Origin of the sequence: Povalibacter sp., assembly GCF_036735925.1 — a bacterium.
Classification (GTDB): Bacteria; Pseudomonadota; Gammaproteobacteria; order Steroidobacterales; family Steroidobacteraceae; genus Steroidobacter.
The window spans coordinates 31467-54967 of record NZ_DAINNK010000014.1 but is presented as its reverse complement, the minus strand read 5'-3'; the positions used below and the strand labels follow the sequence as shown (position 1 = coordinate 54967).

Here is a 23501-nt window from a genome sequence, read left to right as displayed (position 1 = left end):
TGTGGGGCCGGCTTCAGCCGGCCTCTTCTGTAGGTCAGGCTTCAGCCTGACTTCCTCAAAAGGCCGGCTGAAGCCGGCCCCACAGGAAGAACTAGACGTCGTCAGCCCGACGACCTCCGGCACGACGCCGCTCCGTCCCCTGCCACAGCGGCTGCATCATTCCCTGTTCGCCGCGACGCCGCGGCCCCGCGCGCCGATCGGCGTGATGCCGGAAACGACAATCGCACTGCGCTGCATCGCAGGTCGGCAGCGGCAGGCGCGGCGCCTGGCGCGACAGAAAACGCATGCCCTTGAAGCGATGCGCAGCAGCGCAGGCATTCTTGCCGACAACGATGGAAACGGCCCGATAGGGATGACTGCTGGTGCTCGGCGTGGTCGCTTTCCTGGTTTTCACCGGTGCCGCCCGGCGCGGTCTGAACCAGTCTGCGAATGCCTGCCACGGTGACTTCGACGCCATGGATTCTCTCGCCCCTTCCCCGCCCGAGGCGGCGATGCCGCCGCCGCTCGGGTGCTCAAGAGAAAGCGCGCAGAGAATGTTCCGCGAAACGCAAATCCACCATTGGACGGAAGTGACGCGCGATCAGCGTCGTCGGCGAATCACGGACGCATCAGCCGCGCAGCGATTGCAGGAAGGCCGCCGGATCCTCGCCGCGCTCGATCACTTCGACCAGCGCCGAGCCGACGATGACGCCATCGACGTAGGGCGCCATCTTCGCCACCTGCTCGCGACTGCGGATGCCGAAGCCGGCGCACACCGGCGCCGGAGAAATGCGCCGCACACTGGCGAAATAATCGAGCACTTCCTGCGGGACGGCGACGTTCTTGCCCGTCGTGCCCGTCATGGTCACGCCATAGAGGAAACCGCTGGTGTTGCCAGCGAGCATCTGCACGCGCTCCAGCGGTGTGACTGGCGTGACGAACTGCACCAGCGCGATGCCGCGCGCTTCGAGGGCGCGACGCAGATCGTCGCACTCCTCGTACGGCAGATCGGGCACGATGAAACCCGTGACGCCCGCTTCGGCCGCGGCCTGCGGCAGCTTGTCGAGTCCGTAGGCCAGCAGCGGATTCAGATAGCTCATGAGCAGCAGCGGCGCCTTCGGCCGCGGATTCGCACGCGTCAGTTCCGCGAGAATCCATTTGAGCGATACGCCCTGCTCGAGCGCGACGCGACTGGAGCGCTGGATCGTCGTGCCGTCCGCCATCGGATCGCTGAAGGGCACGCCGATCTCGACGACGTCGACTGCAGCGGCCACCCTGGCCAGCAGCGGCAGGAATGCTTCGCGCGTCGGAAAACCGGCGGTGATGTAGGCGACGATCGCGGGATTGCCCTTGTCCTTTCCGAGGGCCTTCGCGTCGCGGATCGCAGTGCTGATGGAAACACCGATGTTCATCAGGTCAATCCTTTCAGCAGCGTCTTCTGCAGCGTCGGCATGTCTTTGTCACCGCGGCCGGAGAGGCCGATGAGGATGCGTTTGCCCGGATTCGCTTTCGCGTAGCGACGCGCGCCAGCCAGTGCATGGGAGGATTCGATCGCCGGCAGGATGCCTTCGGCCGCGCAGCATTCGGCGAGCGCATCGAGCGCGTCGTCGTCGTTGACGGCTTCGTATTTCACGCGGCCGATGGTTGCGAGCAGCGCGTGCTCCGGCCCGACGCCGGGATAGTCGAGGCCCGCGGACACCGAATGCGTTTCCTGGATCTGGCCGTTCTCGTCCTGCAGCAGCAGCGAGTACGTGCCCTGCAGCACGCCCGGCGTGCCGTAGGCGATCGAGGCGGCGTTCTGGCCGAGTCCGCCGCCGATGCCACCGGCTTCCAGGCCGAGCAGCGCCACGTCGCGATCTTTCACGAACGGATGGAACAGGCCGATGGCATTCGAACCGCCGCCGACGCAGGCCACCGCGATATCCGGCAGTTTGCCGGTGAGCGCCAGCATCTGTTCGCGCGCTTCGCGGCCGATCACCGACTGCAGTTCGCGCACGATGTAGGGATAGGGATGCGGACCGATGGCCGAACCGAGGCAGTAGTACGTGCCATTGGGATCGGACACCCAGTCGCGCAATGCTTCATCCACCGCGGCGCGCAGCGTCTTGTCGCCGCTGGTCACCGGCATCACGGTCGCGCCCAGCAGTTTCATGCGACCGACGTTCGGCGCCTGGCGTTCCATGTCGATCGCGCCCATGTACACGGTGCAGGGCATGCCGAGTCGCGCGCACGCCGCGGCCGAAGCCACGCCATGCTGACCCGCACCCGTTTCCGCGATCACGCGCTTCGCGCCGAGCTTCTTCGCCAGCAATACCTGGCCGATGGAATTGTTGATCTTGTGCGCACCGGTGTGCGCCAGATCCTCGCGCTTCAGCCAGACATCGGCGCCCCATCGCTGCGACAGGCCGCGCGCATGCGTGAGCGGCGTCGGGCGTCCCACCCAGCTTTTCAGTTCGGCGTGAAACTCGGCGAGAAAGTCGGCGTCGCGCAGGTAGCGATCGACGCCGGCCTGCAGGCGGTTCAGCGCCGGCACCAGCGTCTCCGGCACGAAGCGCCCGCCGAAGGGGCCGAACCGGCCGGCGCGATCCGGGTAGGCATCGTTCAGCACCGCGGCGAGCACCGCCTGCGCATCGATGGAGTTCACATCCGTTTTCATTGATCTGCTCCGCTGTGTGCGGCGCGCGCCGCACGTACAAATTCGACGATCTTGTTCACGTCCTTGACGCCGGACGCGCTTTCGACGCCGCTGCTGACGTCGACGCCGAAGGGCCGCACGCTGCGAATGGCCTCGGCCACATTCGCGGCGTTCAGGCCGCCGGCCAGCACGAGCTGCGTCTTCGTTGCCAGCGCCGCGGCCGCATTCCAGTCCGCGACGATGCCCATGCCGCTCACCGGACCTTCGAACAGCAATCGCGGCGGCGGCGAGGCCGGCGCGCGGCCAACGCGATACACCGGCAGCACGGCGAGGCCCGCCGGAATCTGCAGCGTATGCAGATCTTCTGCATCGGTCTGCAGCACATCAGGGCGAAACACGCGCCACACTTCATCGAGCAGCGACTGCGTCGGGTGCTGCATGACTGCGACCCGCTGCATCGAGATCGTCATCGCCTCGATCAGCTCCGCTGCGCGCTGAACCGTGAGCTGGCGTTTCGACGGCGCGAACATGAAGCCGATGGCATCGGCACCGGCGTCGCTCGCTGCTTCGATGGTCTCCCGGGAAGTCAGTCCGCAGATCTTGATCCACAGACTCATGGGCGCAGTCCGGCGCTCATTCGTCTTCTCCGGTGATGCGCATCCTGCGGGTGCGCGTCGCCATGGCGCGTTCGCGACCGGCGGCAAGCAGGCTGCCCAGCAGCTCGCGCGGCTTGTCCGAATGCATCAGCGTCGTGCCGACGAGCGCGACCTGGTAGCCGATGTCGACCACGGTGCGCACGTCGTCGACGGAGCCGACGCCGCTTTCCGCGACATGCGCGTAACCGGGCGGCAACTGGTCGACGAGTTCTTCGAGCCGGCCGAATTCGACGGTGAGCTTTTCCAGATCGCGGCAATTGAGACCGACGAGGATGCGTTCGTCATGCGCCTTGCGCAGCGCCAGCACGTCGTGGGCGGTCTGCAGGTCCATGGCATCGAAGGCTTCGAGCAGCACGAACATCTTGAGCATCGCGGCGCAGTCGAGCAGTTCGGTGATGCGGCTGCGATCGAGCATGCGCACGATCACGAGCGCACCGCCGGCACCCGCCGCGCGCGCTTCCATCACCTGGTAGGGATCGACGAGGAAATCCTTGCGCATCGCCGGGACCTTGTGCGGCGCGAGGATCGCGGCCGCCTGCGCGAGATGTTCCAGCTTGCCGCCGAAGCGGCTCGGCTCGGTCAATACCGAGACGGCGCAAGCACCGCCCTGCGCATAGGCCTGCACGCGCGCTTCCACACCCGTGGTATGTGCAGACAGATCGCCCGCCGAGGGCGAATGCAGCTTGCACTCCGCGATGACGTCGAATCCTTCGGCGCAGAGCTTGAGGCGCGGCGGCGGCGGCAGGTCCGAGACGCGCGCCCACAGCGCCTGTTCGGATTCCTTCGCGCGCGCCTGTTCGAGCCGGGCTAGGCTCGTTTGCGTCATTTCGGTGAGCAGGCCAGTCATAGAGAAAGTGACGAGGTGACGAGGGTGACGTAAGTGACGAAGGCAGGGCGGAAATGGCGATTCATCGACACGTCCGTCCGAAGGCTGCCAGTTTGTCCAGAACCTGTTTGCCGGCGCCGCTATCGATGGCCGCACCGGCCATCTGCGCGGCCTCGCGAGGCGACTGTGCCTTGCCCAGCAACTCCAGAACAAGTGCGGCTTGCAACACGATGGCGTCGCGATGCGGACCGCGGTCGCGGCCTTCCAGCACGGCGCGCAGGTGCTGCGCATTGTGCGCCGCATCCCCGCCCTTCAGATCTTCCGCGGTGCAACGCGACAGGCCGAATTCCCCGGCGTCGCGCACGCGGCGCGTCACCTTGCCGGGACGCACGTCGAAGAACTCGAACGGACCGACCGGCGTCGCTTCGTCCCAGCCGGGGTGTCCATGCACGACGAAGGTCCGCTCGATCGGCATGCCGCTCAGCGCATCCGCCATCAGGGCCGCCGCATCGATGTGATACGCGCCGATGAGGTGATACGGCGGCGCTGCCGGATTCAGCAGTGGCCCGAGCACATTGAATACCGTGCGCACGCCGAGCGCCTGACGGATCGGCATGATGGTCTTCATCGCCGGATGGAAGTGCGGCGCGAAGAAGAACGTGAAACCGGTGGCGGCAAGGCACTCGCCGGAGGTCACTTCATCGAGCGGCAGCGTCAGGCCCAGGGCGCGGATGACGTCGGCGCTGCCGCTGCGGCTCGAAATGGAACTCGTGCCATGTTTGGCGACGCGAATGCCCATCGCGGCCACCAGCAGCGCCGCGCCGGTGGACAGATTGAAACTGCCCGATCCGTCGCCGCCGGTGCCGACCATGTCGACCAGCGGCGAGCCTTCCGGCAATACCGGTCGGCGCGCGAGTCCGCGCATCGACGTCGCGAAGCCGCGCAATTCATCGGCCGTCAGGCCTTTCATGCGCAGGGCCGTGAGCACGGCGCCCGCCATCGCCGGCGGCGTATTTGCATCGGTCAGCGCCATCAGCAGCTGCGAGGCTTCGCTCTCGCTCAGATGCTGTCGATCGAGCAGCCGCTCCAGCGTGTCACGCAATGCGCTCATGCGTTCGCCTCGCGCCGGGCCAACGTCTGTTTGAGGAAGGCGCCCATCAGCACCGGACCCTGCGGTGTCAGTACGCTTTCCGGATGGAACTGCACGCCTTCGACCGTCAGCGTCCTGTGGCGTACGCCCATGATCTCGCCCTCGTCGGTGCGCGCGGTGACTTCGAGCACGTCCGGCAGCGACTGCGGCTGCGCGATCAGCGAGTGATAGCGGCCTGCTTCGAAGGGTTCGGGCATGTCGGTGAAGATCGAACGCCGATCGTGATGCACCAGCGAGGTCTTGCCATGCATGAGCCGGCCGGCGCGCACGACCTTGCCGCCGAACACTTCGACCAGCGACTGGTGACCGAGGCACACGCCGAACACCGGCACTTCGCCGGCGAACGCCTCGATCATTTTCATGGAGACGCCCGCCTCGTGCGGTGTGCCCGGGCCCGGCGAAATGCACAGATGCGTGGGCTTGAGCGCACGCGCCTCGTCGACGGTGATCTGGTCGTTGCGATGGACCAGCACGTCGGCGCCCAGCACCAGGAAGGCCTGCACCAGGTTGTAGGTGAAGGAATCGTAGTTGTCGATCAACAGCAGTCGTGGTTTGTTGAACGGGGGCTTGTTCATGGGGTTGCTCACAGACCTTCCTCCGCCAGCGCCAGCGCGCGCCGCACGATGGCGCTTTTCGCCAGCACTTCCTGGTATTCCATCTGCGGCACGCTGTCGGCGACGATACCGGCGCCCGCCTGGTAGCTGTAGGTATCGCCGCGGAACACCATCGTGCGGATGGTGATGGCCTGATCCATGTCGCCGCCGGTGCCGAAGTAGCCGACCGTGCCGCCGTAGAAGCCGCGCCGCACCGGTTCGAGTTCGTCGATGATTTCCATTGCGCGTACTTTCGGCGCACCGACGAGCGTGCCGGCAGGGAAGGCGGCGGCGAACAGATCGAATGCATCCTTGCCCGGCGCCAGCTGGCCGTTCACGCCGCTGACGATGTGCATCACGTGGCTGTAGCGCTCGACGTGACGATACGGATTCACGCCGACGGAACCGGCCTTCGCAACGCGGCCGAGATCATTGCGCGCGAGATCGACGAGCATGACGTGCTCGGCGTTTTCCTTCGGGTCGGCGAGCAACTCCTTCTGCAGTACTTCGTCGTGCGCCGCGTCTTCGCCGCGCGGACGCGTGCCCGCGATCGGCCGCATCTGCGCCAGCCCGCCGGAAAGTTTGACCAATGCTTCCGGGGACGAACCAACGACCACGCAATCGCCGAGATCGCAGTAGTACATATATGGAGAGGGATTGAGCAGCCGCAGCGCGCGATAAGTTTCGAAAGGTTCCAGGCTGCATTGGCCGGAGAAACGTACCGACAACACGAGCTGATACACATCACCGGCCGCAATGTATTCCTTGGTGCGCGCCACCCCCTGCAGGAATTCAGCCTCGCTCAGACTGCCAACTGCAGGCGAATAGCTGATGCGCTTGTCGGACGCCGGCACCGGTCCGCGCAGCGCCTGGATGACTTCCTTGCGCAGCGCCAGCCGTTCGCTCTCGGAACCGGCGTGCAGCAACGCGACGCCGCGGGTCAGGTGATCGAACACCAGCATCGAACGCGGCGCCAGGTAATGCGCATCCGGCGTCGATTCGATGCGGCGGGCGCGATTCGGCAGGCGTTCGAAGTAGCGCACGAGATCGTAGCCGGCGACGCCCACGAGACCGCCCGGCAGCGGCACGCCCGGAATCTGCGGCTGCGGCTGCGGCGCTTTCGCCAGCGCGGCGCGCAGGGCATCGAGTAGTTCCTGCTGGTTGCGCGGGGCCGCGGTCGTCCTGCCGTCGACCGTCAGGCCGCGTTCGTCGAGCCGGACTTCGAGACAGTCGCCGAAACCGATGAAGGAATAGCGGGCCAGCCGTTCGCCGCCCTCCACGCTTTCCAGCAGGAAGCGCGGCCGGAACGGCTTCAGTTTCATGAAGGCCGATACCGGGGTATCCAGGTCGGCGGCGATGTCGAAAGGCGGTTTCATAGAAAATCCAGGCAATAAAAAACCCATCCCGGCTATTCGCTCGGAGATGGGTCTTCTGGGTTCTTCAGCGGTGTTTTGTTAAGCGCAGCGCAATCCAGCAGCCCTCTCCTAGGAGTGCCGCCACCACCAACCATGAATGTGAGCGCTGGTATACATCGGGCCGGGAGTATTACCGGCGGCCGGAGGGGGAGTCAAGGCGGAAGGCTACAACCCTTCCACATCCATTCCCCGTTCGGCCAGCCACTGCTTCCTTCGCTCGTAGTCCGGCATCGCACGCTCGACGCGCTGCCAGAACTCCGGCGTATGTAACCGCTCATGCAGATGGGCAATTTCGTGAACGACGACGTACTCGGCAATGCGCGTCGGCAGGAGGACCGACTTCCAGTGGAAGTACAGCCAGTTGCCTTTGCCGCAGGAACCCCAGCGGTAGCCCAGATCCTGCACTTTGACCCCGGCGGCCTCTACCTGCATTCGGGCTGAATACTCGGCGACCTTCGCTGCAAACCACGACTTGCCTCGCTCGCTGTACCAGCGAATGAAATGTGTGCGCGCGCATTTCGATTCCGACTTCACCAGATGAAAGCGGCCGTTGGCCAGCCTGAGCGGCGCATTCTGTCGGGCCACGAGTTTCAGCCGGTAGCTGCGACCGCGGTACAGGAATCCTTCGCCGCTCACGAACGATTTGCGCCGGAACGGCCGGCGCAGCAGATCCTTCTCGGCGAGCTTGGTGTAGATCCAGAAACGCTTCTCCAGCACGAAGCTCACGAGCTGAGCCTCTGCCGCCTGCGGCGGCGCCGCGAGTAACAGGTCGCCGCGACGGTCGACCGTGATCTGCAGCGTGCGACGGCGACTGCTGCGTTTCACCGAAAACTTCAGATCCTCGACGGTCAGCGTGTTCATGCGGTCATCAGCTTGTGATGGTTGGCGCGCGCCAGATCCATGAGCTTGTCGACCAACGCATCCGCGTCGTCCAGCTCCACCCTGCGCGACGCCATCAGGTGCTCGAAGAGCCGGGTGGCAAGCGCGTCCTGGTCGGGCTTCTTGTTGGGACGCCAGAAGTTCTCGGTGAGCTCGGCAGCGATGATGTCCACGACTTCCATCGTGAGGTTCATGACAGCGCCTACCTGTTCTGCGTCTGCGTCATTTCCGGTCTGCGTTTCTTCCATCATCAGGCGAAAGAACGGCAGACAGTGCTCGGGCAGATCCGGCAATCCTTCATCGCCTTCCGACTGACCGGCCTTGAGGTTCCGGATGATGTCCTGCAACGCGGCGATCTGCTCCTCCCAGTTGTCGCCGAGCTGCTCGAGGATGTCCTTGAGCCGTTCGCTGAGCTTGCGATACAGCACCGGGTCTTCGTCGAGATGCTTGCGGATATGCGACCGGATGGCGTGTTCCATTTCGGACGCCTTGGCCCTTGGCCCCGCCTGCTCCTGCACGTGCGCTGCAAAGTTGGCATCGGTCAGGGAGATCGGCGGAATCTTCGGATCGATGCCCAACGAGATCACATGGTCGTCGATGAGCTTGCGCACTTTGGCGCCGACGTCCTTGCCGATCTGCGGCATGTCCTTGTAGCGCGTGCGGGCGCGGGCATGGATGTAGGCGAGCGTCTTGGCGTCACGCGTGAACGGCAACCCTTCCGGGCGCGGCAATACGGTGTCCAGCGATTCCAGGAAGTGTCGGAGCTTGACGGTGAACTCGGCGCGCAGGCGTTCATCGCGCAGCACATCCACGCACGCCTCGCGATCTTCCAGCGAGTCGATCCCGTTGCGCCGGAAGATATGGATGGCGCGCAGGTGCCGATCGCGCAACGCCGGGATTTCATCTTTCAGGCTCTGCAATGCGCCGGCGACATCTTCGTCCGCATACGCCGCCAGCGCTTCCTTCAGGTGATGGGCCAGACCGTAGTAGTCCACGACGATGCCGGCGCGCTTGCCGAAGCCCGTGCGATTGACGCGCGCGATGGCCTGCAGCAACTCGGCTTCCTTGATCGGGCGATCGAGGTACATCACGCCTTCGATGGGCGCATCGAAACCGGTGAGCAGCATCGATTTCACGATCAGGAAGGCAAGCGGATCGCGCTTCTGAGGGTCGTCGTGAAGCAGCGGCTTCCTGAAGCGTTTGATCAGTCCCTCCTGCACGGCGCCGTCGGTCCATTGCTTCCACGCCGGATCGTCATTGTTGCCGCCGGAAATGATGGGTGCGCACTCGAGTGCCTTGAGCGCTTCGCGATAACGCCATGCCTGCACGACGGCCTGCACCTTCGGCGGCCGCTGGCACAGCGCCTCGTCATCCAGCGTCTGGTCCGCTGGCGACAGACTTTCCGCATCGTTCAGCAATTGCGCACGCGCAGCGTTCAGCGCATCGAGATAGCGGACGGCTGCGAGCCGGCTATACGCCACCACCTGCGCCTTGTAGCCGTTGGGCAGGATATTCGTGACGTAGTGACGCAGGATGTCGCGCGCCTTCTCCTTGATGAGTTCCGGCGCTTCGAAGATCTGGCCCCGGGTGGCGTACTTCTTCTTGATGGCTTCGAGTTCTTCCTCGCTGCGGGTGCGGAACAGATCCTCGAACAGCTCATCCAGACTCGCGCCATCCTTGACGGCGCCCTGCGCGGTGCGCCCTTCGTAGAGCACGGGAACCGTCGAACCGTCCTGTTCGGATTCGCGGATGGTGTAACGGTCGATGAACTCGCCGAAGATCTCGTGCGTGCGCTTCTTCTCGCCCATGATGATCGGCGTGCCGGTAAAGCCGATCTTGGCGCAGTTCGGCATGCTGCTCATCAGGTACGCGTGCAGATCGTTGGTGTGACTGCGATGCGCTTCATCGACCAGCACCAGGATGCTGCTGTCGTCGTTGAGCACGTCGGTTCGCGGCGCATCGGAAACGTGCGGATACTTCGGCAGATCCTCGAGCTTCAGCGGCTCCTCGTCGGCCGCATCGCTCTCGCCGTACTTCTGCACCATCCCGAAGACGAGGCCCGGCCCCTTGCGGGTCACCAATGTCCTGAGCGCCGCCTTGCTGGTCGCGATCTCGACCGTCTCGCCTGACAACGCGGCGGTCTCAGCAAGCTGGCGCTGCAGATCCTTGCGATCGGTAACGACAATGATTTTGAAGCGCCGCAGCTGCGGATCGGTGCGCATCTTGCGGACCAGGAACACCATCGTCAGGCTTTTCCCGGAACCCTGTGTGTGCCAGATGATGCCGCCGCGCCGATCGTGCTCACCGTCCTGCCATCGCGTCTGGCCAGTCCGCAGTCGCTGCACTGCCTTGCTCACTGCACGAAACTGTTGATAGCGGCACACGGCCTTCATCGTCTGTCCGCGCGTGTGCATGAACAGCATGAAATGGCGAACGATGTCGAGCAGGTTGGCCTTGCTCAGCATTCCGGCGATGGTGAACTCCTGTTCTGAAGGCTTCTTGCCAAGCTGTGTCGCAACGTCGCTCTCCGTCAGCGGCGCAACCGTCTTCCACGTCGCATAGTCCTCGAACAGGCCGCCGATACAACCGACGCGTGCCTGATCGAAGCTGGTCGCGATGAGCAGTTGGTTCGTATGGAACAGCGGCTCATTGCCTTCGTTGTCCTCGACTTCGAAGGTGGCGCGGCGTTGATTGCTGTAGCGGCGCAACTGATCGACCGCCTGCACCAACGGTTCCGGCACGGACGGGCTCTTGCATTCCACGACGACGAGCGGCATGCCGTTCACGAACAACACCAGGTCCGGCACGATGAAGCCCTTGCCGCGGTCGTAGCCGGGCGGGCAATCGACGCGAAACTGACTGATCACCGTGAACTGATTGTTTTCCGGCTTTTCCCAGTCGATGTATCGAAGGGTCTGCCCGCGTCCACCATTCCAGTCCGGCAGGCCGTCGACGGTGATGCCCTTGAGCAGCAATTCCGTGGCGATCTGATTCGCTTCGATCAGCTTCGGCGCGCTGATGCGCGTGATGGCGGATACAGCCTCGGAGAGGCGACCTTCATCCAGCCAGGATTTGCCGTCGCGCAGATTCAGTTCGCGCAGCTTCTGTCGGAGAACGGATTCCTGGATGACTTGAGAGAAGCCGGCGCGTTGCGTCGCAGCCGGATCGTCGAGGGAACCCGCAACGTGAGTCCAGCCCAGACTGGCGAGGTGCTCGATGAATCGGCGTTCGACGTCTTCGAGTTCCCAGCCCATGGGTGAGCCTCGTTAGTCCTTGAGCAGTGGCGTGACGCGGACGCGACCGGTGAGGAGGTCGTCCATGAGGCCTATCTTCACCGAGTTCAGTTTTTCAAACCTGCGCACCTCCTCATCCACCTCAATATTGAGGGATGCAACGCGGCGCAACACTTCATCTTGCTCATCAGAAAGCGGCCAACCTAACAGAAGCCCGAGTAAGATCGCGCTATTGGCGACGTCGCGACCTCCTGAATTTACATGCGCCCGCGTCTGCCTTCGTAATCTGTGGTCACTGCTTAACACGAGTTGCACGTACTCGGGCCTAGCCTTCATCAAGTCGATGGAGATTCGCATGAAATTCGAGGACATTATCCACCCAACCTCAGCAGCCCCAACAACGACAGATCGGCCCACATCAGCCACGCGAGAAAATACGATGTCGCCGATGTGGACCTCAAAATCGGCAAGAGAACGGGCCTTCTCTTCCGAGATATAGAGCAGCTCGCCTTCAATGAATTTCCTATCTCCAAGCGATCCAATGGTGATCACAGGCCTTCCAACCTGGCGCCAGTGCTCACCCTTCAACGTCGAACCAAAGGGGCCAGTCCGAATCACGCTCCTCTCGGGTGACGCTCTCGACTGCAAACCGGAAACATCCCACTCCTTCGGAATCCACCCCAGCCGCGACGGCTTGTACAGGTGAGGCGCTTCGCTCTGCGGCGGACGCAATTCGCCGTTCTCGTCGATGCCGCACGTCAACAGATCGTGCAGCAACCCCTGCTTGACCTGCTTGAGCTTCTCGATGATCGCCTCGGTCTGGCGGATGGCGGTGTCGAGGGTGTCGATGATCTGCGTGATGAGCCTCTGCTCACCGGATGGCGGCAAGTCGATAGGAATCGACTCTAGAATTTCCTTCGATAGACCTCCGCGTCCTCCACCTGACGAGCGCGCTCGCAGCTCCTCATATCTGCGATCCAAATTGTGAAAAAGATATCCCGTCAACAGTGACGATTCGTCACCGCGCAAGAGCGCTATCGATTGATTCGTACTCAGAGCACATAACGTAAGGGCCACAGTGCCACGAGTCTTTCCCTGCCCAGCGAGTCCAACTGCCACTGCAGGCGGAGAAGTCAGCGTCGCGTTCGATATCGCTAGGCCTGCCTCAGTAATTCGACCTGGCACGTCGTAAACCCGGCGTAGATTCACATCCCCCGAGGCCATCCAAGGGATAGAACCACCCCAATACTTCGGAATTCCCGTGGGAGGGGTTCCTCCCAACGTGCAACTACTGACCTCTCTGAGTTTGACAGACCGCCAGCCGCTCGGCGGCGGATTGCTTTGCCGGAAGCCAGATGAATTATTTGCGAAATCTTCGAAACTAGCGTCCGTCATCGCCCGTCCTCCAGCAAGTTCAACACCAACCGAATCATCAACTCCTTCTGCCTCGGATCGCTCTCCGCCACCAGAAGCGCGAGCGCCACCATCGCATTGTCCGCCAGCCGCGGCTCGCCATCCGCTCGCAACAGCAACTGATTGCGCCGCAGATACTCCAGGAACAGCAGCGTGCCGATGCGCTTGTTGCCATCCGAGAACGGATGGTCCTTGATGACGAAGTACAGCAGATGTGCCGCCCGCGCCTGCACCGTCGGATACAGCGGTTCGCCGCCGAAGGTCTGTTCGATCGCGCCGAGAATGCCTTCGAGCTGATCGCCGCGTTCGCGGCCGAAGAGGTCGGTCGATTCGTTGCGGCTTGCGAGGGCGGCGCGCAGAGCCTGGATGGCGGCCCGCGCCCGCGTCAGGGAGAGTTCGCTGGATTGCGCGACCGGATTTGCCGGCGTCGATGGGAGGCTGTCTTCGTCGTACTCCAGCAGCAGTTTCCACGCGCGCGTGTAGCGCTGCACGACATCGAGCACGGCACGACCCTGCTCCGTGACCAGGAACTGATTGCGCAGCGTGTTCGACAGCAGTTCGACGGCCTGTTCGATCTCGGTGAAGCCCCGTTCACGCAGGCGCTTTTCGTTCAGCGTGTAGCCGCGCAGCAGGTGATCGCGCAGGGTCTGGGTGGCCCAGATACGGAACCGGGTGCCTTGCTTTGACTTGACGCGATAGCCGACGGAAATGATGGTGTCGAGGCTGTACAGGACGACGGGCTTGTCGGACAGAGCAATATGCATTTTTTGCATATTGCTTTCCTCGGGCAATTCTCCCTCCGTGAAGACGTTGCGAATGTGCCGCGACACTACGGACTGATCCCGGCCAAACAGCTCGACCATCTGTGCCTGGGTCAGCCAGACGGTATCGCGTTCGAGCCGCACGTCCAGCTGAATCCTGCCGCCGGGCGGCTGATACAGAATCACCTCGCCGCTCACAGTCTCTGGCGCTGCATCCGGCGGCCTGGGCTGCATCCGTCCTTTGCGGTGTGCCGAACGCCTGGCAGGCGCCTTCGCTTTCACCGCCTTCGCTCGCGTGCTTGCAACTTTCTTCGATCGAGCTTTCATGTCTCACTCCTTGAGAATCGATGTTTCAATCCCAGCCAGAGACGCCCCCACCCTAACCCTCCCCCGCTTCGCGGAGGAGGGGACGGAGGAAGCGCGACTGCCCTTCTGACTATCCGCTATCCGCCATCCGCTATCCGCTTCTTCTCCTTCAGACATACCCCAATCCCTTCAGGTACTCCTGCAGCTGCTTCGCCGCCGCGTCGCGGTCGTGCTCGATCTCGGTGAGTGTGACCTTGTACTTGTCCCACCAGTTCTCGAACGCGGCAACGATCTGCTGGCGATGCTGGGTGATGTAGCGTTCGACGATGGTGCGCATGTCGTCGTGCAGGATCGTGAGCAACAGGGTCGCGGCCTTTTTCTCGTCGAGCGCATCGACGGCGGCGTTCAGTTGCCTGACCAGTTCGCCTTCGCTGCCCTTCAATTGCTTCCTGACCGCGCCGAGGTCTTTCTTCCAGGCGGCCATCTGGGTCGGGTCGACCGCGGTTTCGTCCTCCGCTTCGGCGGCCTCGTCGTCTTCGCCAGTCTCGTTCTGTGGCGTCGCTGCCTTGATCTGCGCTTCGAGCTCGGCCTTTTTCGCTTCCAGCTCTGCAAGCTGCGCCACGAAATCATTCAGGAGAAACCGGACCAGCTTGTGATCCAGCGGATCGTGCTTCGACTCCTCGTCCTCCAGGGCCGTGATGATGCTCGTGCGCCAGGCGTCGATGACGCCCTTGCTGCCGCGCGCCATCAGGGTGAGGAAGTCGTATTTCGATTGATCCCAGAACCCCGCCACGATGCCGCGCACCTGGAAGGCATCCAGCAGGCCCAGCGGATCGAGCGCCGCGCTGAAGCTTCTGAGCACATCGTTGCGAACGCCGACGAAGCTCCCCTGTCCGGCCAGTTTCGTGATCCTGCTGGCGTGGGCCTTCCACCACTGATCGAACGCGTCGCGCACCGTGCGCTCCTTCGCGAGGAGGCCCGGATTGTTTTCGATCGCAGGCTTCAATGACTGGCGAGTCGTGACATCGGCACGGAACTCCAGGTAGCGGGCATCCCGATCCTGGAGCAATTCGCTGGCGCTGAATCCATGAGCCGCGAACAACGGCTGCTTCGCAGCGACCTCGTCGCGTGGGACGCCGCCCAGCAGGTGCGCGCGCACGTCATGCGGTTCGGGCGGCGGCGCGTTGTCGGCATAGCGGCGAATGTTCAGATTGAAATCATTGGCGCGCAGCGTCTCGACATCGACCACGGCAGCGAAGCCAGGCACGTCGGCAAATGCTTCGAAGGTATTAACGATCCGCTCGGTGTGTTCAGGATGCAGATAGTTCTGCGCCCGGCCTTCGAAGTATTCCCGGTCGGCGTTGATGAACAACACCTTGCCGCGCCGCTCCTTCGGCTTGCCGCTCCTGCCGTTGACCGTCTTGCGCATTACCAGGATGCATGCAGGAATGCCGGTGCCGTAGAACAGGTTGGGCGCGAGGCCGATGACGGCTTCGAGCAGATCCTCCTGAATCATGGCGGCGCGGATCGCTCTTTCCTCGCCGCCGCGAAACAGGACGCCGTGCGGCATGACGGTCGCCAGCAGTCCGCCGTCCGCCAACACATGCACCATGTGCTGCACGAACATGAGATCGGCTTTCTTCGAGCCCAGCGGCACCTGGCCGAAACGAAAACGCTCGGGAAACTTCGGCGCCCACAGGGCGCGGCCCTCGCGATCCTTCTCGGTGTTGCCCCAGTTGATCGAGAACGGCGGATTGGTGAGCACCCGGTCGAAGCGCCTGAGTTCGCCGCCATCGACATGCTGCGGCTCGGCAAGCGTGTCTTCATTCAGCAGGTCCGCCGTGCGGATGCCATGCAGCAGCATGTTCATCTTGGCAATGGACCAGACGGTGCCATTCGCCTCCTGTCCGTACAGATTGGCCTTGCGTCCGTCCTCGCCCTGCTCGTCGATGAATTCCTTGGCCGCGATCAGCATGCCGCCGGAGCCGCAGCAGGGATCGTAGATGTGATGCTTCTGCGCCGGCTTGAGCAGCCGCACCATCAGCTTCACCACGGAGCGCGGCGTATAGAACTCGCCGCCCTTCTTGCCGGCGGAATCGGCGAAGTCGCTGATCAGGAATTCATACGCCGCACCGAGCAGGTCGGGAAACTCGAAGTCCTCGTTGCGCAGCCGATACGTGCTGAAGTGGGTGATGAGCTGGCGCAGCCTGATGTCGGGGATCTTGCTCTGGCCGACCTTGCGCGTGAAGTCGATGTGCTCGAGCACATCGGACAGCGTGCTGTTGTGCTCTTCAAGGCCGCCCAGCGCCTTGTTCAGCTCGCCGCCGACGTTCTCGTGGGCCTCGTTGACGAGCTGTTCCCAGCGGGACACGGGCGGCACATAGAAGGAATCTCCATACCAGCGTGGATGGTCTGCGAGTTTTTCTGCCTTTGCCTTGGCGAGGCCGCCGGCGACCTGCTGCGCAACGACTTCCTCCCGCCGCTCCTCGAACACATCCGAGCAGCGCTTCAGAAACAGCATCCCGAAGATGTATTCCTTGAACTCGGAGGCGTCCATCTTGCCGCGCAGGATGTCGGCGGCCTTGAAGAGGTGGTGTTCGAGCTGGTTGAGCGTTAAGGGCATCGTTCTGAAGAGTCGTTGGAGCAGGCGCGGTGCAGGCGCCCGCCCCGCTCTTCTAATTCATTGATCCGATTCGTAAAGATAGGACGCCCACCGGGGAAAGTCGACCGGGCCGGATCGACCGCATTGCCGTGCCAGGAAGGTGACGAGTCGGAATAGAGATGCTCTTTAATCTCGCCAGTGCCTTACTTGATCAGCCGCAGATTCACCGGATACCGGTACGCCACCCCTTCGCTCGCCTTCACGGCGGCGATGATGATGAACACCAGATCCGCCAGGCTGAGCAGGAGCAGCAGCAGGAAACCGATGGCGACGATCATCAGGATCACGCACACGATGGCGGCGAGGAACACGGTGATCTGGAAGTTGAGCGCTTCCTTGCCCTGATCGTTCACGAAGGGCATTTCGTCCTTCTTGATCAGCCAGACGATCAGCGGGCCGAGCACGGCGCCGATGCCGGTGACGAGACCGAGCAGCGCGCTCAGATGCACGCCGACGGCCCAATTGCGTTCCTGCTGACCCGGAGCGGGCGTGAGATCCGTCATGTGGGAACCCGTGACGATGGAGGCGCAGTGCGCGGTGACGGAAGCGTAACGCCTTCCTTCTCTCCTGTCAGTCACGGGTCATGGCGAGGATCCGGCAGTCGAGACGAAGAGCGCGAACCGCAAAAGACCGCATAAAAGAATGCGAAAGAAAGTAGGAGCGGGGTTCCATTTTTGACGGTCTTTTGCGGCCCCTCTCCTCCTTCCGATTCCCGTTCCTGCAGAAGTCCTCATCTTCTACCGCGATGGAATCCCGGCTAACCGCTTTGTCACCGGGTCGCGACTGATCCCTCACGGCACCCCTCGTAGGATTTCACTCATGCCGGCGCACTGCTGCGTCCGCAATGACCATGAATACACGAGGGAGATTTATGAGCTCGCGAAGAATGTGGGGTGGCGTCGCTACGGCGGTTACGGTTGCACTGGGCACGGCCCTGGGCGGCCCGGCAATGGCCGATGCCGCCGCGGATGGCGCGAATGCGTCCGCGACCCTGGAGAACATCGTCGTCACGGCGCGCCGCCGCGAGGAACAGGTCCAGGACGTGCCGCTCGCGATCTCGGTCGTGAACTCCAGCACACTGGAAAAGACCGGTACGTTCAACGTCGGCAAGCTCAGCCAGCTGCAGCCGTCGGTGCAGTTCTATTCCAGCAACCCGCGTAATTCCGCGGCGAACATCCGCGGCATCGGTGCGCCATTCGGTCTGACCAACGACGGCATCGAGCAGGGCGTCGGCATCTACATCGATCAGGTGTACTACGCGCGCAGCGCGACGGCGACCTTCGACTTCCTCGATGTCGACCAGATCGAAATCCTGCGCGGACCGCAGGGCACGCTGTACGGCAAGAACACCACCTCGGGCGCCATCAACGTGACTTCGCGCAAACCGAGCTTCACGCCCGAAGCGGATGCCGAAGTCAGCTACGGCAACTATGGATTCGTGCAGGGCAAGGGCTCCGTTTCGGGACCGATAACCGACAAGCTCGCCTTCCGCCTCGGCACCTCGTACACGCAGCGCGACGGCACGATCCGCAATGCCGCGACCGGTGACGACATCAACGAACAGGACAACCTCGGCTTCAAGGGCCAGCTGCTGTGGGAAGCGAGCGATTCGCTGAGCGTCAAGTTCTCGGCGGACTATACGCACTCCGATCCGCTCGGCTTCGGCCAGCTCTACGTGCGTGAAGGCTCGACGCAGCGTCCGTTGAGCCGTCAATACGCCGCGCTCGCCGCTGCCTCGAACTACCAGGTGCCGAGCACCAATCCGTTCGATCGCGTGACCGATCTCGACGCCGAACTCACGGCCGAGCAGTACTTCGGCGGCGCGTCGGTGCTGGTGGAATGGGATGTCGGCCCCGGGCGGCTTACGTCGGTGTCCGCGTATCGCAAATGGGACTGGTATCCGAAGAACGACCGTGACTTCATCGGCCTGCCCATTACCACGATCTCGGAAAATCCGTCCAAGCAGCGCCAGTACTCGCAGGAACTGCGCTACGCAGCGACCGGCGAAAAGATCGACTACGTCGTCGGCGTGTATGGCTTCTACCAGACCGTCGACACCAACGGCGCACAGGAACAGGGTCCGCTGGCCAGTCGCTGGCTACTGGGCGGTGCGAGCGCCAACAACCCCGCCATCCTCGACGGCCTGCGCTCCGAGAACGACATCGGCCTGAAGAACACCAGCGCCGCTGCGTTCGGCCAGTTGACCTGGCATGTCACCGACGACCTGCGACTGCAACCCGGCCTGCGCGTCAACTACGACAGGAAGGAAGGCAAGTACATTGCCACCGTCACCAACGCGACCAACACACCGTTGACGAGCGAACAGCGCGGCGTGCTGGCGCCGCAGAGCTACGAACCCGAATTCAGCGATACGAATGTCTCGGGCGACTTCACGGTGTCGTATGACATCGCCGACAACGTGCTCGGCTATGCCACGTATGCCAAGAGCTTCAAGTCGGGCGGCATCAATCTCTCCGGCCTGCCGCTGGATGCGGCCGGCCAGCCGATCACTGCGGTGGAAACGGTCAAGCCCGAAGACGTGAATCACTTCGAAGTCGGCTTGAAGTCGCAGTGGTTCGACGGTCGGCTGACCGCCAACCTCGCCGGCTTCTGGACCGAGATCAATGACTATCAGGCCACGGTGACCAACAGCCAGGCCAACGTGATCCGCGGCTATCTCGCCAACGCCGAGCAGATCCGCGTGCGCGGCGTCGAACTCGATCTCTCCACGCAGCCCATCAGCGGCCTGACGCTGTACGCGAACGGCGCCTACAACGATCACGAGTACACGAAGTTCACGGATGCACCGTGCCCGCCGGAACTCGCCGGCGGCACTGCGGCGTCGGCGGCGAATCCGCCGAGCGCGCCGGGTACGCCGGGCGGCTTCAGCCCGGCGTTCTGCGACATCTCAGGCCAGTGGCTGCCGGGCATTTCGAAGGTGTCCGCATCGTATGGCTTGCAGTACGAACTGCCGCTCGCGGCGCTCGGCAGCAACGGCGGCGCGTACTTCGCCTTCGACGGACTGTATCGCTCCAAGTTCTCGTCGAATCCGTCGCGCTCGCTCTACACGGACGTCGATGGCTATTCGCTCGCGAACTTCCGCGCCGGCGTGCGCTTCGGTCAGGGCTGGGACGTGTACGGCTGGGTGCGCAATGCGTTCGACGAGGAATATTTCGACTTCCTCTCGACACAGTCAGGCAACACCGGCCTCGTGATCGGTCAGCCCGGCGATCCGCGCACGTACGGACTCACGGTGAGAGCCTCGTTCTGAGGCTCTCTTCCGTCACGAAGCTTTAACACCCGTCATTCATCCTGTGGAGGCGCACCTTGCGCCTCCACGACAGGATCATCCAATGAAGTTCGACATCTCCAGCACCCGGCGCGCGTTGCTCGCCGCCTTCGCGTTCGGTCTGACGCTCGGCGCATCCGCTGCTCACGCAGCATCGACGACGCTGCTCAACGTTTCCTACGATCCGACGCGCGAGCTGTACGAGGACTACAACAAGGAATTCGCCAAGTACTGGAAAGCGAGGACCGGCGATGAGGTTTCGATCAAGCAGTCGCACGGCGGTTCGGGCAAGCAGGCGCGTACCGTGATCGACGGCCTGCCCGCTGACGTCGTCACGCTCGCGCTCGCCGGCGACATCGATGCGCTGGTCACCAACGGCAAGCTGCTGCCGGTGAACTGGCAGTCGCGCCTGCCACACAACAGCTCGCCCTACACCTCGACCATCGTGTTCCTGGTGCGCAAGGGCAATCCGAAAGGCATCAAGGACTGGGGCGATCTGGTGAAGCCGGGCATCGCCGTCATCACGCCGAATCCGAAAACCTCCGGCGGCGCGCGCTGGAACTATCTCGCCGCGTGGGCCTGGGCGCTCAAGCAGCCGGGCGGCAACGAGGCGAGCGCAAAGGAATACGTGCGCAAGCTCTACAAGAACGTGCCGGTGCTCGACACGGGTGCGCGCGGTTCGACCACGACGTTCGTCCAGCGCGGCATTGGTGATGTGCTGCTCGCGTGGGAGAACGAGGCGTATCTGTCCATCAAGGAACTCGGGCCCGACAAGGTCGAGATCGTGGTGCCCTCACTGAGCGTGCTGGCCGAACCGCCGGTCGCCGTCGTCGACAAGGTCGTGCTGAAGCGCGGCACACGCGACGTCGCCACGGAATACCTGCGGCACCTCTACAGCCCGGAAGCGCAGGAAATCATCGCGAAGAATTTCTATCGCCCGATCGACGCGAAGGTCGCGGAGAAATATGCGAAACAGTTTCCGAAGATTCCGCTCGTGACCATCGCCGACTTCGGCGGCTGGGACAAAACCCAGAAGGCGCACTTCGCGGATGGCGGCGTGTTCGATCAGATCTACGCGCCGAACTAGCGCGCTCTCTTGCTGTGGGGCCGGCTTCAGCCGGCCTTTGTGAGGAGTCAGGCTGAAGCCTGACCTACAAACAAACCCTGACCTGCAGTCAATCGTCGTCCCGGTTCTCCTCCGCCCGCTTCTTCGCCTTCATCCATTCTTCGAGCCGTTTCAGATCGAGCGGCTTGCGCTGCGGCGGCGGAGTCGGCGCGGTCGACGGACCCGTCGGCGGACGCAGTTTGCTGCCCGTCGCGCGGGCATTGTCGTAAGGATCGGAGCCGCCACCGCCCTTCGCCGGCGCGGTGTCATACGGATTGAATCCGCCGCCGGGCAGCGGCTGCCGCTGCGGCGCACTCACGGGCTTGTCGGGATCGAGCCTGGGATTCCTGGCCGTCTCGGCCAGCGACAGCTCGCCGAGATCGAGCTTGCGCAGGCGATGCGTGCTCACATCGCGCGTATAGACGCCCGTCTCCAGCTGCCATTCCCAGGTGGGATTGCCGCGCGAATCGTAGGCCACGCGGCCCGAGCGCTTGTCTCCCCCCTTGTCGCCCACCGCGGTGGGCTGACCCGCCGGCGGCTGCTTCGGGTCTTTCGGTTCACTCATTGGCTGATTCCGGCATCGAACTGACGGGATTCTGGTCCCGCGTACGGGGCCATTGCAATTGCGGCGGGACGATCGGTGATACTCCGCCGGGAAATTGCCTGCGACACAACGACCTCCGATGAACCCACACCGACCGCGCGCCAGCTCTGAGAGACCCGAACTGGCGCGCGGATTCCTTGGCGTGTTCGCCTACAGCCGCCGCGCGCTCGAACTGGTGTGGACCACCAGCCGCCCGCTCAGCATCGCGCTCGGCGTATTGACGCTGCTTGCCGGTATTTTCCCGGCAGCGATCGCGTATGTGGGCGCGCTGATCGTCGATGCCGTGGTCGCAGCGATGCAGGCGGCACCGGCAGATCACGCCGCGCGTACCTCGCATGCGCTGCTGCTGGTCGGCGTGGAAGGCCTGCTGGTCGCCGGCCTGGCCGGTGCGCAACGCGGCCTGTCGCTGTGCCAGTCGCTGCTGCGCGCGCAGCTCGGCCAGCGCGTGAACGTGATGATCCTGGAGAAGGCGCTCACGCTCGATCTGGCGCATTTCGAGAACTCGGAGTTCTACGACAAGCTGACGCGCGCGCGGCGCGAGGCATCGAGTCGTCCGCTGTCGCTGGTCGTGCGCACGTTCGGTCTGGCGCAGAACGCGGTGTCGCTGCTCAGCTATGCGACGCTGCTGATCCAGTTCTCGGGCTGGGCGGTACTCGTGCTCATCCTCGCCGGCCTGCCGGCGTTTCTCGCCGAGGCGAAATTCTCCGGCGCCGCGTTCCGCCTGTTCCTGTGGCGCTCGCCCGAGACGCGCATGCAGCTCTATCTCGAAACGCTGCTGGCGCGCGAAGACCACGTCAAGGAGATCAAGCTCTTCGGGCTCGGCCCGCTGTTCCTGCAACGCTATCGCGCCATCTTTCACAAGCTGTACCGCGAAGATCGTGATCTCACCGTCCGCCGCGACACGTGGGGATTTTTTCTCGGACTCATCGGCACGGCGGCACTGTATGGCGCGTATGCGTGGATCGCACTGTCCGCCATCGCCCGCGCGATCACGCTGGGTCAGATGACCATGTACCTGATGCTGTTCCGCCAGGGACAGGCCGCGGTGTCGGCGATCCTCTCCGCGATCAGCGGCATGTACGAAGACAACCTGTATCTGTCGACGCTCTACGACTATCTGGAAACGCCGGTCGACGCGCCCAGGGGAAACACCGTGCGCGGGCCGCAGCCCGACGATGGCATCCGCTTCGAACACGTCGGCTTCACCTATCCCGGCGCGGAAACGCCGACGCTGGTCGACGTGAACCTGCACATCCGTCCCGGCCAGTCGCTGGCGCTGGTCGGCGAGAACGGTTCCGGCAAGACGACGCTGATCAAGCTGCTGACGCGCCTGTATCCGCCGACGTCGGGCCGCATCCTGCTCGACGGCCAGGACCTGCGCGACTGGGACGAAGCGGCGCTGCGCGATCGCATCGGCGTGATCTTCCAGGACTTCACGCGTTATCAACTGCTGCTCGGCGAGAACATCGGCGCCGGCGACGTACAGCATTTCGAAGATGAAACGCGCTGGCGCGAAGCGGGCGAGAAAGGCATGGCCACGCCCATCGTCGAGTCTCTGCCAGCCGGCTACCGCACGCCGCTGGGCAAATGGTTCAACGACGGTCGCGAACTCTCCGGCGGCCAGTGGCAGAAGATCGCTCTGTCGCGCGCCTTCATGCGCTCACGCGCCGACATCCTCGTGCTCGACGAACCGACGGCCGCGATGGACGCCGCTGCCGAGGCCACGATCTTCGAGCACTTCCGCGCCCTGACCCGCGAGCGCATCGCCATCCTGATCTCGCACCGCTTCTCCACCGTGCGCATGGCCGACCAGATCGTGGTGTTGCAGGACGGCCGCATCGTCGAACATGGCAGCCACGAGGAACTCATGAAGCTCGACGGACACTATGCGCATCTGTTTTCGTTGCAGGCGAAGGGGTACCGATGAACACCATGCGTGTCTGGGCCGCCGAAGCCATCCAGAAGATCGAAGCCGACTTCAACCGCTCGGCGGAC

18 protein-coding genes are annotated in these 23501 nt (G+C 63.5%); 3 read left to right on the top strand and 15 right to left on the bottom strand.

Annotated elements, in window-relative coordinates:
• Positions 1-91: 91 nt before the first annotated feature.
• The 14 genes from V7D81_RS06725 to V7D81_RS06660 form a co-directional block, all read right to left on the bottom strand.
• Positions 92-457, bottom strand: a complete 366-nt coding sequence (locus V7D81_RS06725) for a hypothetical protein (protein WP_324315374.1) — start codon at positions 455-457, stop codon at positions 92-94.
• Between the two features lie 151 nt (positions 458-608).
• Positions 609-1391 (bottom strand): tryptophan synthase subunit alpha, encoded by a 783-nt coding sequence (trpA, locus tag V7D81_RS06720; RefSeq protein WP_324315373.1) that lies wholly within the window; start codon positions 1389-1391, stop codon positions 609-611.
• On the bottom strand, positions 1391-2635 hold the full coding sequence (gene trpB / locus V7D81_RS06715) for a tryptophan synthase subunit beta (RefSeq protein ID WP_324315372.1): 1245 nt from the start codon (positions 2633-2635) through the stop codon (positions 1391-1393). The genes trpA and trpB overlap by 1 nt, the downstream gene beginning before the upstream one ends.
• The gene (locus tag V7D81_RS06710) at positions 2632-3231 is read right to left on the bottom strand and encodes a phosphoribosylanthranilate isomerase (RefSeq protein WP_324315371.1); all 600 of its coding nucleotides are present in this window, start codon (positions 3229-3231) and stop codon (positions 2632-2634) included. Before V7D81_RS06710 ends, trpB begins: the two co-directional genes overlap by 4 nt.
• Before the next feature lie 16 nt (positions 3232-3247).
• Complete coding sequence (locus V7D81_RS06705; RefSeq protein WP_324315370.1) at positions 3248-4096, bottom strand: indole-3-glycerol phosphate synthase TrpC; 849 nt, start codon at positions 4094-4096, stop codon at positions 3248-3250.
• Between the two features lie 82 nt (positions 4097-4178).
• Positions 4179-5207, bottom strand: coding sequence for an anthranilate phosphoribosyltransferase (trpD, locus tag V7D81_RS06700; protein ID WP_324315369.1), 1029 nt, complete (start codon positions 5205-5207; stop codon positions 4179-4181).
• Positions 5204-5821, bottom strand: a complete 618-nt coding sequence (locus tag V7D81_RS06695) for an anthranilate synthase component II (RefSeq protein ID WP_324315368.1) — start codon at positions 5819-5821, stop codon at positions 5204-5206. The genes trpD and V7D81_RS06695 overlap by 4 nt, the downstream gene beginning before the upstream one ends.
• 8 nt (positions 5822-5829) lie before the next feature.
• A complete protein-coding gene (locus V7D81_RS06690; protein WP_324315367.1) occupies positions 5830-7215 on the bottom strand; it encodes an anthranilate synthase component I family protein in 1386 nt (461 codons plus the stop codon).
• A 204-nt stretch (positions 7216-7419) separates the two neighbouring features.
• Entirely contained in the window at positions 7420-8115 is a 696-nt protein-coding gene (locus V7D81_RS06685) for a M48 family metallopeptidase (protein ID WP_324315366.1), read from the bottom strand.
• Positions 8112-11387, bottom strand: coding sequence for a type I restriction endonuclease subunit R (locus V7D81_RS06680; RefSeq protein ID WP_324315365.1), 3276 nt, complete (start codon positions 11385-11387; stop codon positions 8112-8114). Before V7D81_RS06680 ends, V7D81_RS06685 begins: the two co-directional genes overlap by 4 nt.
• A gap of 12 nt (positions 11388-11399) precedes the next feature.
• Positions 11400-12761 carry a restriction endonuclease subunit S gene (locus tag V7D81_RS06675; RefSeq protein WP_324315364.1) on the bottom strand — a complete coding sequence of 454 codons (1362 nt, stop codon included), beginning with the start codon at positions 12759-12761 and terminating at the stop codon, positions 11400-11402.
• On the bottom strand, positions 12758-13867 hold the full coding sequence (rhuM, locus tag V7D81_RS06670; protein WP_324315363.1) for a RhuM family protein: 1110 nt from the start codon (positions 13865-13867) through the stop codon (positions 12758-12760). The genes V7D81_RS06675 and rhuM overlap by 4 nt, the downstream gene beginning before the upstream one ends.
• Before the next feature lie 148 nt (positions 13868-14015).
• A complete protein-coding gene (locus V7D81_RS06665) occupies positions 14016-16469 on the bottom strand; it encodes a type I restriction-modification system subunit M (protein WP_324315362.1) in 2454 nt (817 codons plus the stop codon).
• Positions 16470-16651: 182 nt separating this feature from the next.
• On the bottom strand, positions 16652-17011 hold the full coding sequence (locus V7D81_RS06660) for a DUF4870 domain-containing protein (RefSeq protein WP_324315361.1): 360 nt from the start codon (positions 17009-17011) through the stop codon (positions 16652-16654).
• Positions 17012-17379: 368 nt separating this feature from the next.
• On the opposite strand from V7D81_RS06660, the gene V7D81_RS06655 reads away from it, so the two are divergent.
• On the top strand, positions 17380-19779 hold the full coding sequence (locus V7D81_RS06655) for a TonB-dependent receptor (protein WP_324315360.1): 2400 nt from the start codon (positions 17380-17382) through the stop codon (positions 19777-19779).
• An 82-nt stretch (positions 19780-19861) separates the two neighbouring features.
• The gene (locus V7D81_RS06650; protein ID WP_324315359.1) at positions 19862-20884 is read left to right on the top strand and encodes a sulfate ABC transporter substrate-binding protein; all 1023 of its coding nucleotides are present in this window, start codon (positions 19862-19864) and stop codon (positions 20882-20884) included.
• An 88-nt stretch (positions 20885-20972) separates the two neighbouring features.
• On the opposite strand, the gene V7D81_RS06645 is transcribed toward V7D81_RS06650, so the two are convergent.
• Positions 20973-21467, bottom strand: coding sequence for a hypothetical protein (locus tag V7D81_RS06645; protein WP_324315358.1), 495 nt, complete (start codon positions 21465-21467; stop codon positions 20973-20975).
• Positions 21468-21585: 118 nt separating this feature from the next.
• Here V7D81_RS06645 and V7D81_RS06640 point away from each other — a divergent pair, with 118 nt between their 5' ends.
• The gene (locus V7D81_RS06640; RefSeq protein ID WP_349257617.1) at positions 21586-23433 is read left to right on the top strand and encodes an ABC transporter ATP-binding protein; all 1848 of its coding nucleotides are present in this window, start codon (positions 21586-21588) and stop codon (positions 23431-23433) included.
• Positions 23434-23501 lie beyond the last annotated feature (68 nt).

What these genes read in the sequence shown, in the direction of transcription:
- V7D81_RS06660 (WP_324315361.1), bottom strand. Translation starts at nt 17,011, where the DNA reads ATGACGGATCTCACGCCCGCTCCGGGTCAGCAGGAACGCAATTGGGCC.
- rhuM (WP_324315363.1), bottom strand. Translation starts at nt 13,867, where the DNA reads ATGAAAGCTCGATCGAAGAAAGTTGCAAGCACGCGAGCGAAGGCGGTG.
- V7D81_RS06695 (WP_324315368.1), bottom strand. Translation starts at nt 5,821, where the DNA reads ATGAACAAGCCCCCGTTCAACAAACCACGACTGCTGTTGATCGACAAC.
- V7D81_RS06710 (WP_324315371.1), bottom strand. Translation starts at nt 3,231, where the DNA reads ATGAGTCTGTGGATCAAGATCTGCGGACTGACTTCCCGGGAGACCATC.
- V7D81_RS06655 (WP_324315360.1), top strand. Translation starts at nt 17,380, where the DNA reads ATGAGCTCGCGAAGAATGTGGGGTGGCGTCGCTACGGCGGTTACGGTT.
- trpB (WP_324315372.1), bottom strand. Translation starts at nt 2,635, where the DNA reads ATGAAAACGGATGTGAACTCCATCGATGCGCAGGCGGTGCTCGCCGCG.
- trpD (WP_324315369.1), bottom strand. Translation starts at nt 5,207, where the DNA reads ATGAGCGCATTGCGTGACACGCTGGAGCGGCTGCTCGATCGACAGCAT.
- V7D81_RS06685 (WP_324315366.1), bottom strand. Translation starts at nt 8,115, where the DNA reads ATGAACACGCTGACCGTCGAGGATCTGAAGTTTTCGGTGAAACGCAGC.
- V7D81_RS06725 (WP_324315374.1), bottom strand. Translation starts at nt 457, where the DNA reads ATGGCGTCGAAGTCACCGTGGCAGGCATTCGCAGACTGGTTCAGACCG.
- V7D81_RS06665 (WP_324315362.1), bottom strand. Translation starts at nt 16,469, where the DNA reads ATGCCCTTAACGCTCAACCAGCTCGAACACCACCTCTTCAAGGCCGCC.
- V7D81_RS06675 (WP_324315364.1), bottom strand. Translation starts at nt 12,761, where the DNA reads ATGACGGACGCTAGTTTCGAAGATTTCGCAAATAATTCATCTGGCTTC.
- V7D81_RS06645 (WP_324315358.1), bottom strand. Translation starts at nt 21,467, where the DNA reads ATGAGTGAACCGAAAGACCCGAAGCAGCCGCCGGCGGGTCAGCCCACC.
- V7D81_RS06690 (WP_324315367.1), bottom strand. Translation starts at nt 7,215, where the DNA reads ATGAAACCGCCTTTCGACATCGCCGCCGACCTGGATACCCCGGTATCG.
- V7D81_RS06705 (WP_324315370.1), bottom strand. Translation starts at nt 4,096, where the DNA reads ATGACGCAAACGAGCCTAGCCCGGCTCGAACAGGCGCGCGCGAAGGAA.
- V7D81_RS06640 (WP_349257617.1), top strand. Translation starts at nt 21,586, where the DNA reads ATGAACCCACACCGACCGCGCGCCAGCTCTGAGAGACCCGAACTGGCG.
- V7D81_RS06680 (WP_324315365.1), bottom strand. Translation starts at nt 11,387, where the DNA reads ATGGGCTGGGAACTCGAAGACGTCGAACGCCGATTCATCGAGCACCTC.
- trpA (WP_324315373.1), bottom strand. Translation starts at nt 1,391, where the DNA reads ATGAACATCGGTGTTTCCATCAGCACTGCGATCCGCGACGCGAAGGCC.
- V7D81_RS06650 (WP_324315359.1), top strand. Translation starts at nt 19,862, where the DNA reads ATGAAGTTCGACATCTCCAGCACCCGGCGCGCGTTGCTCGCCGCCTTC.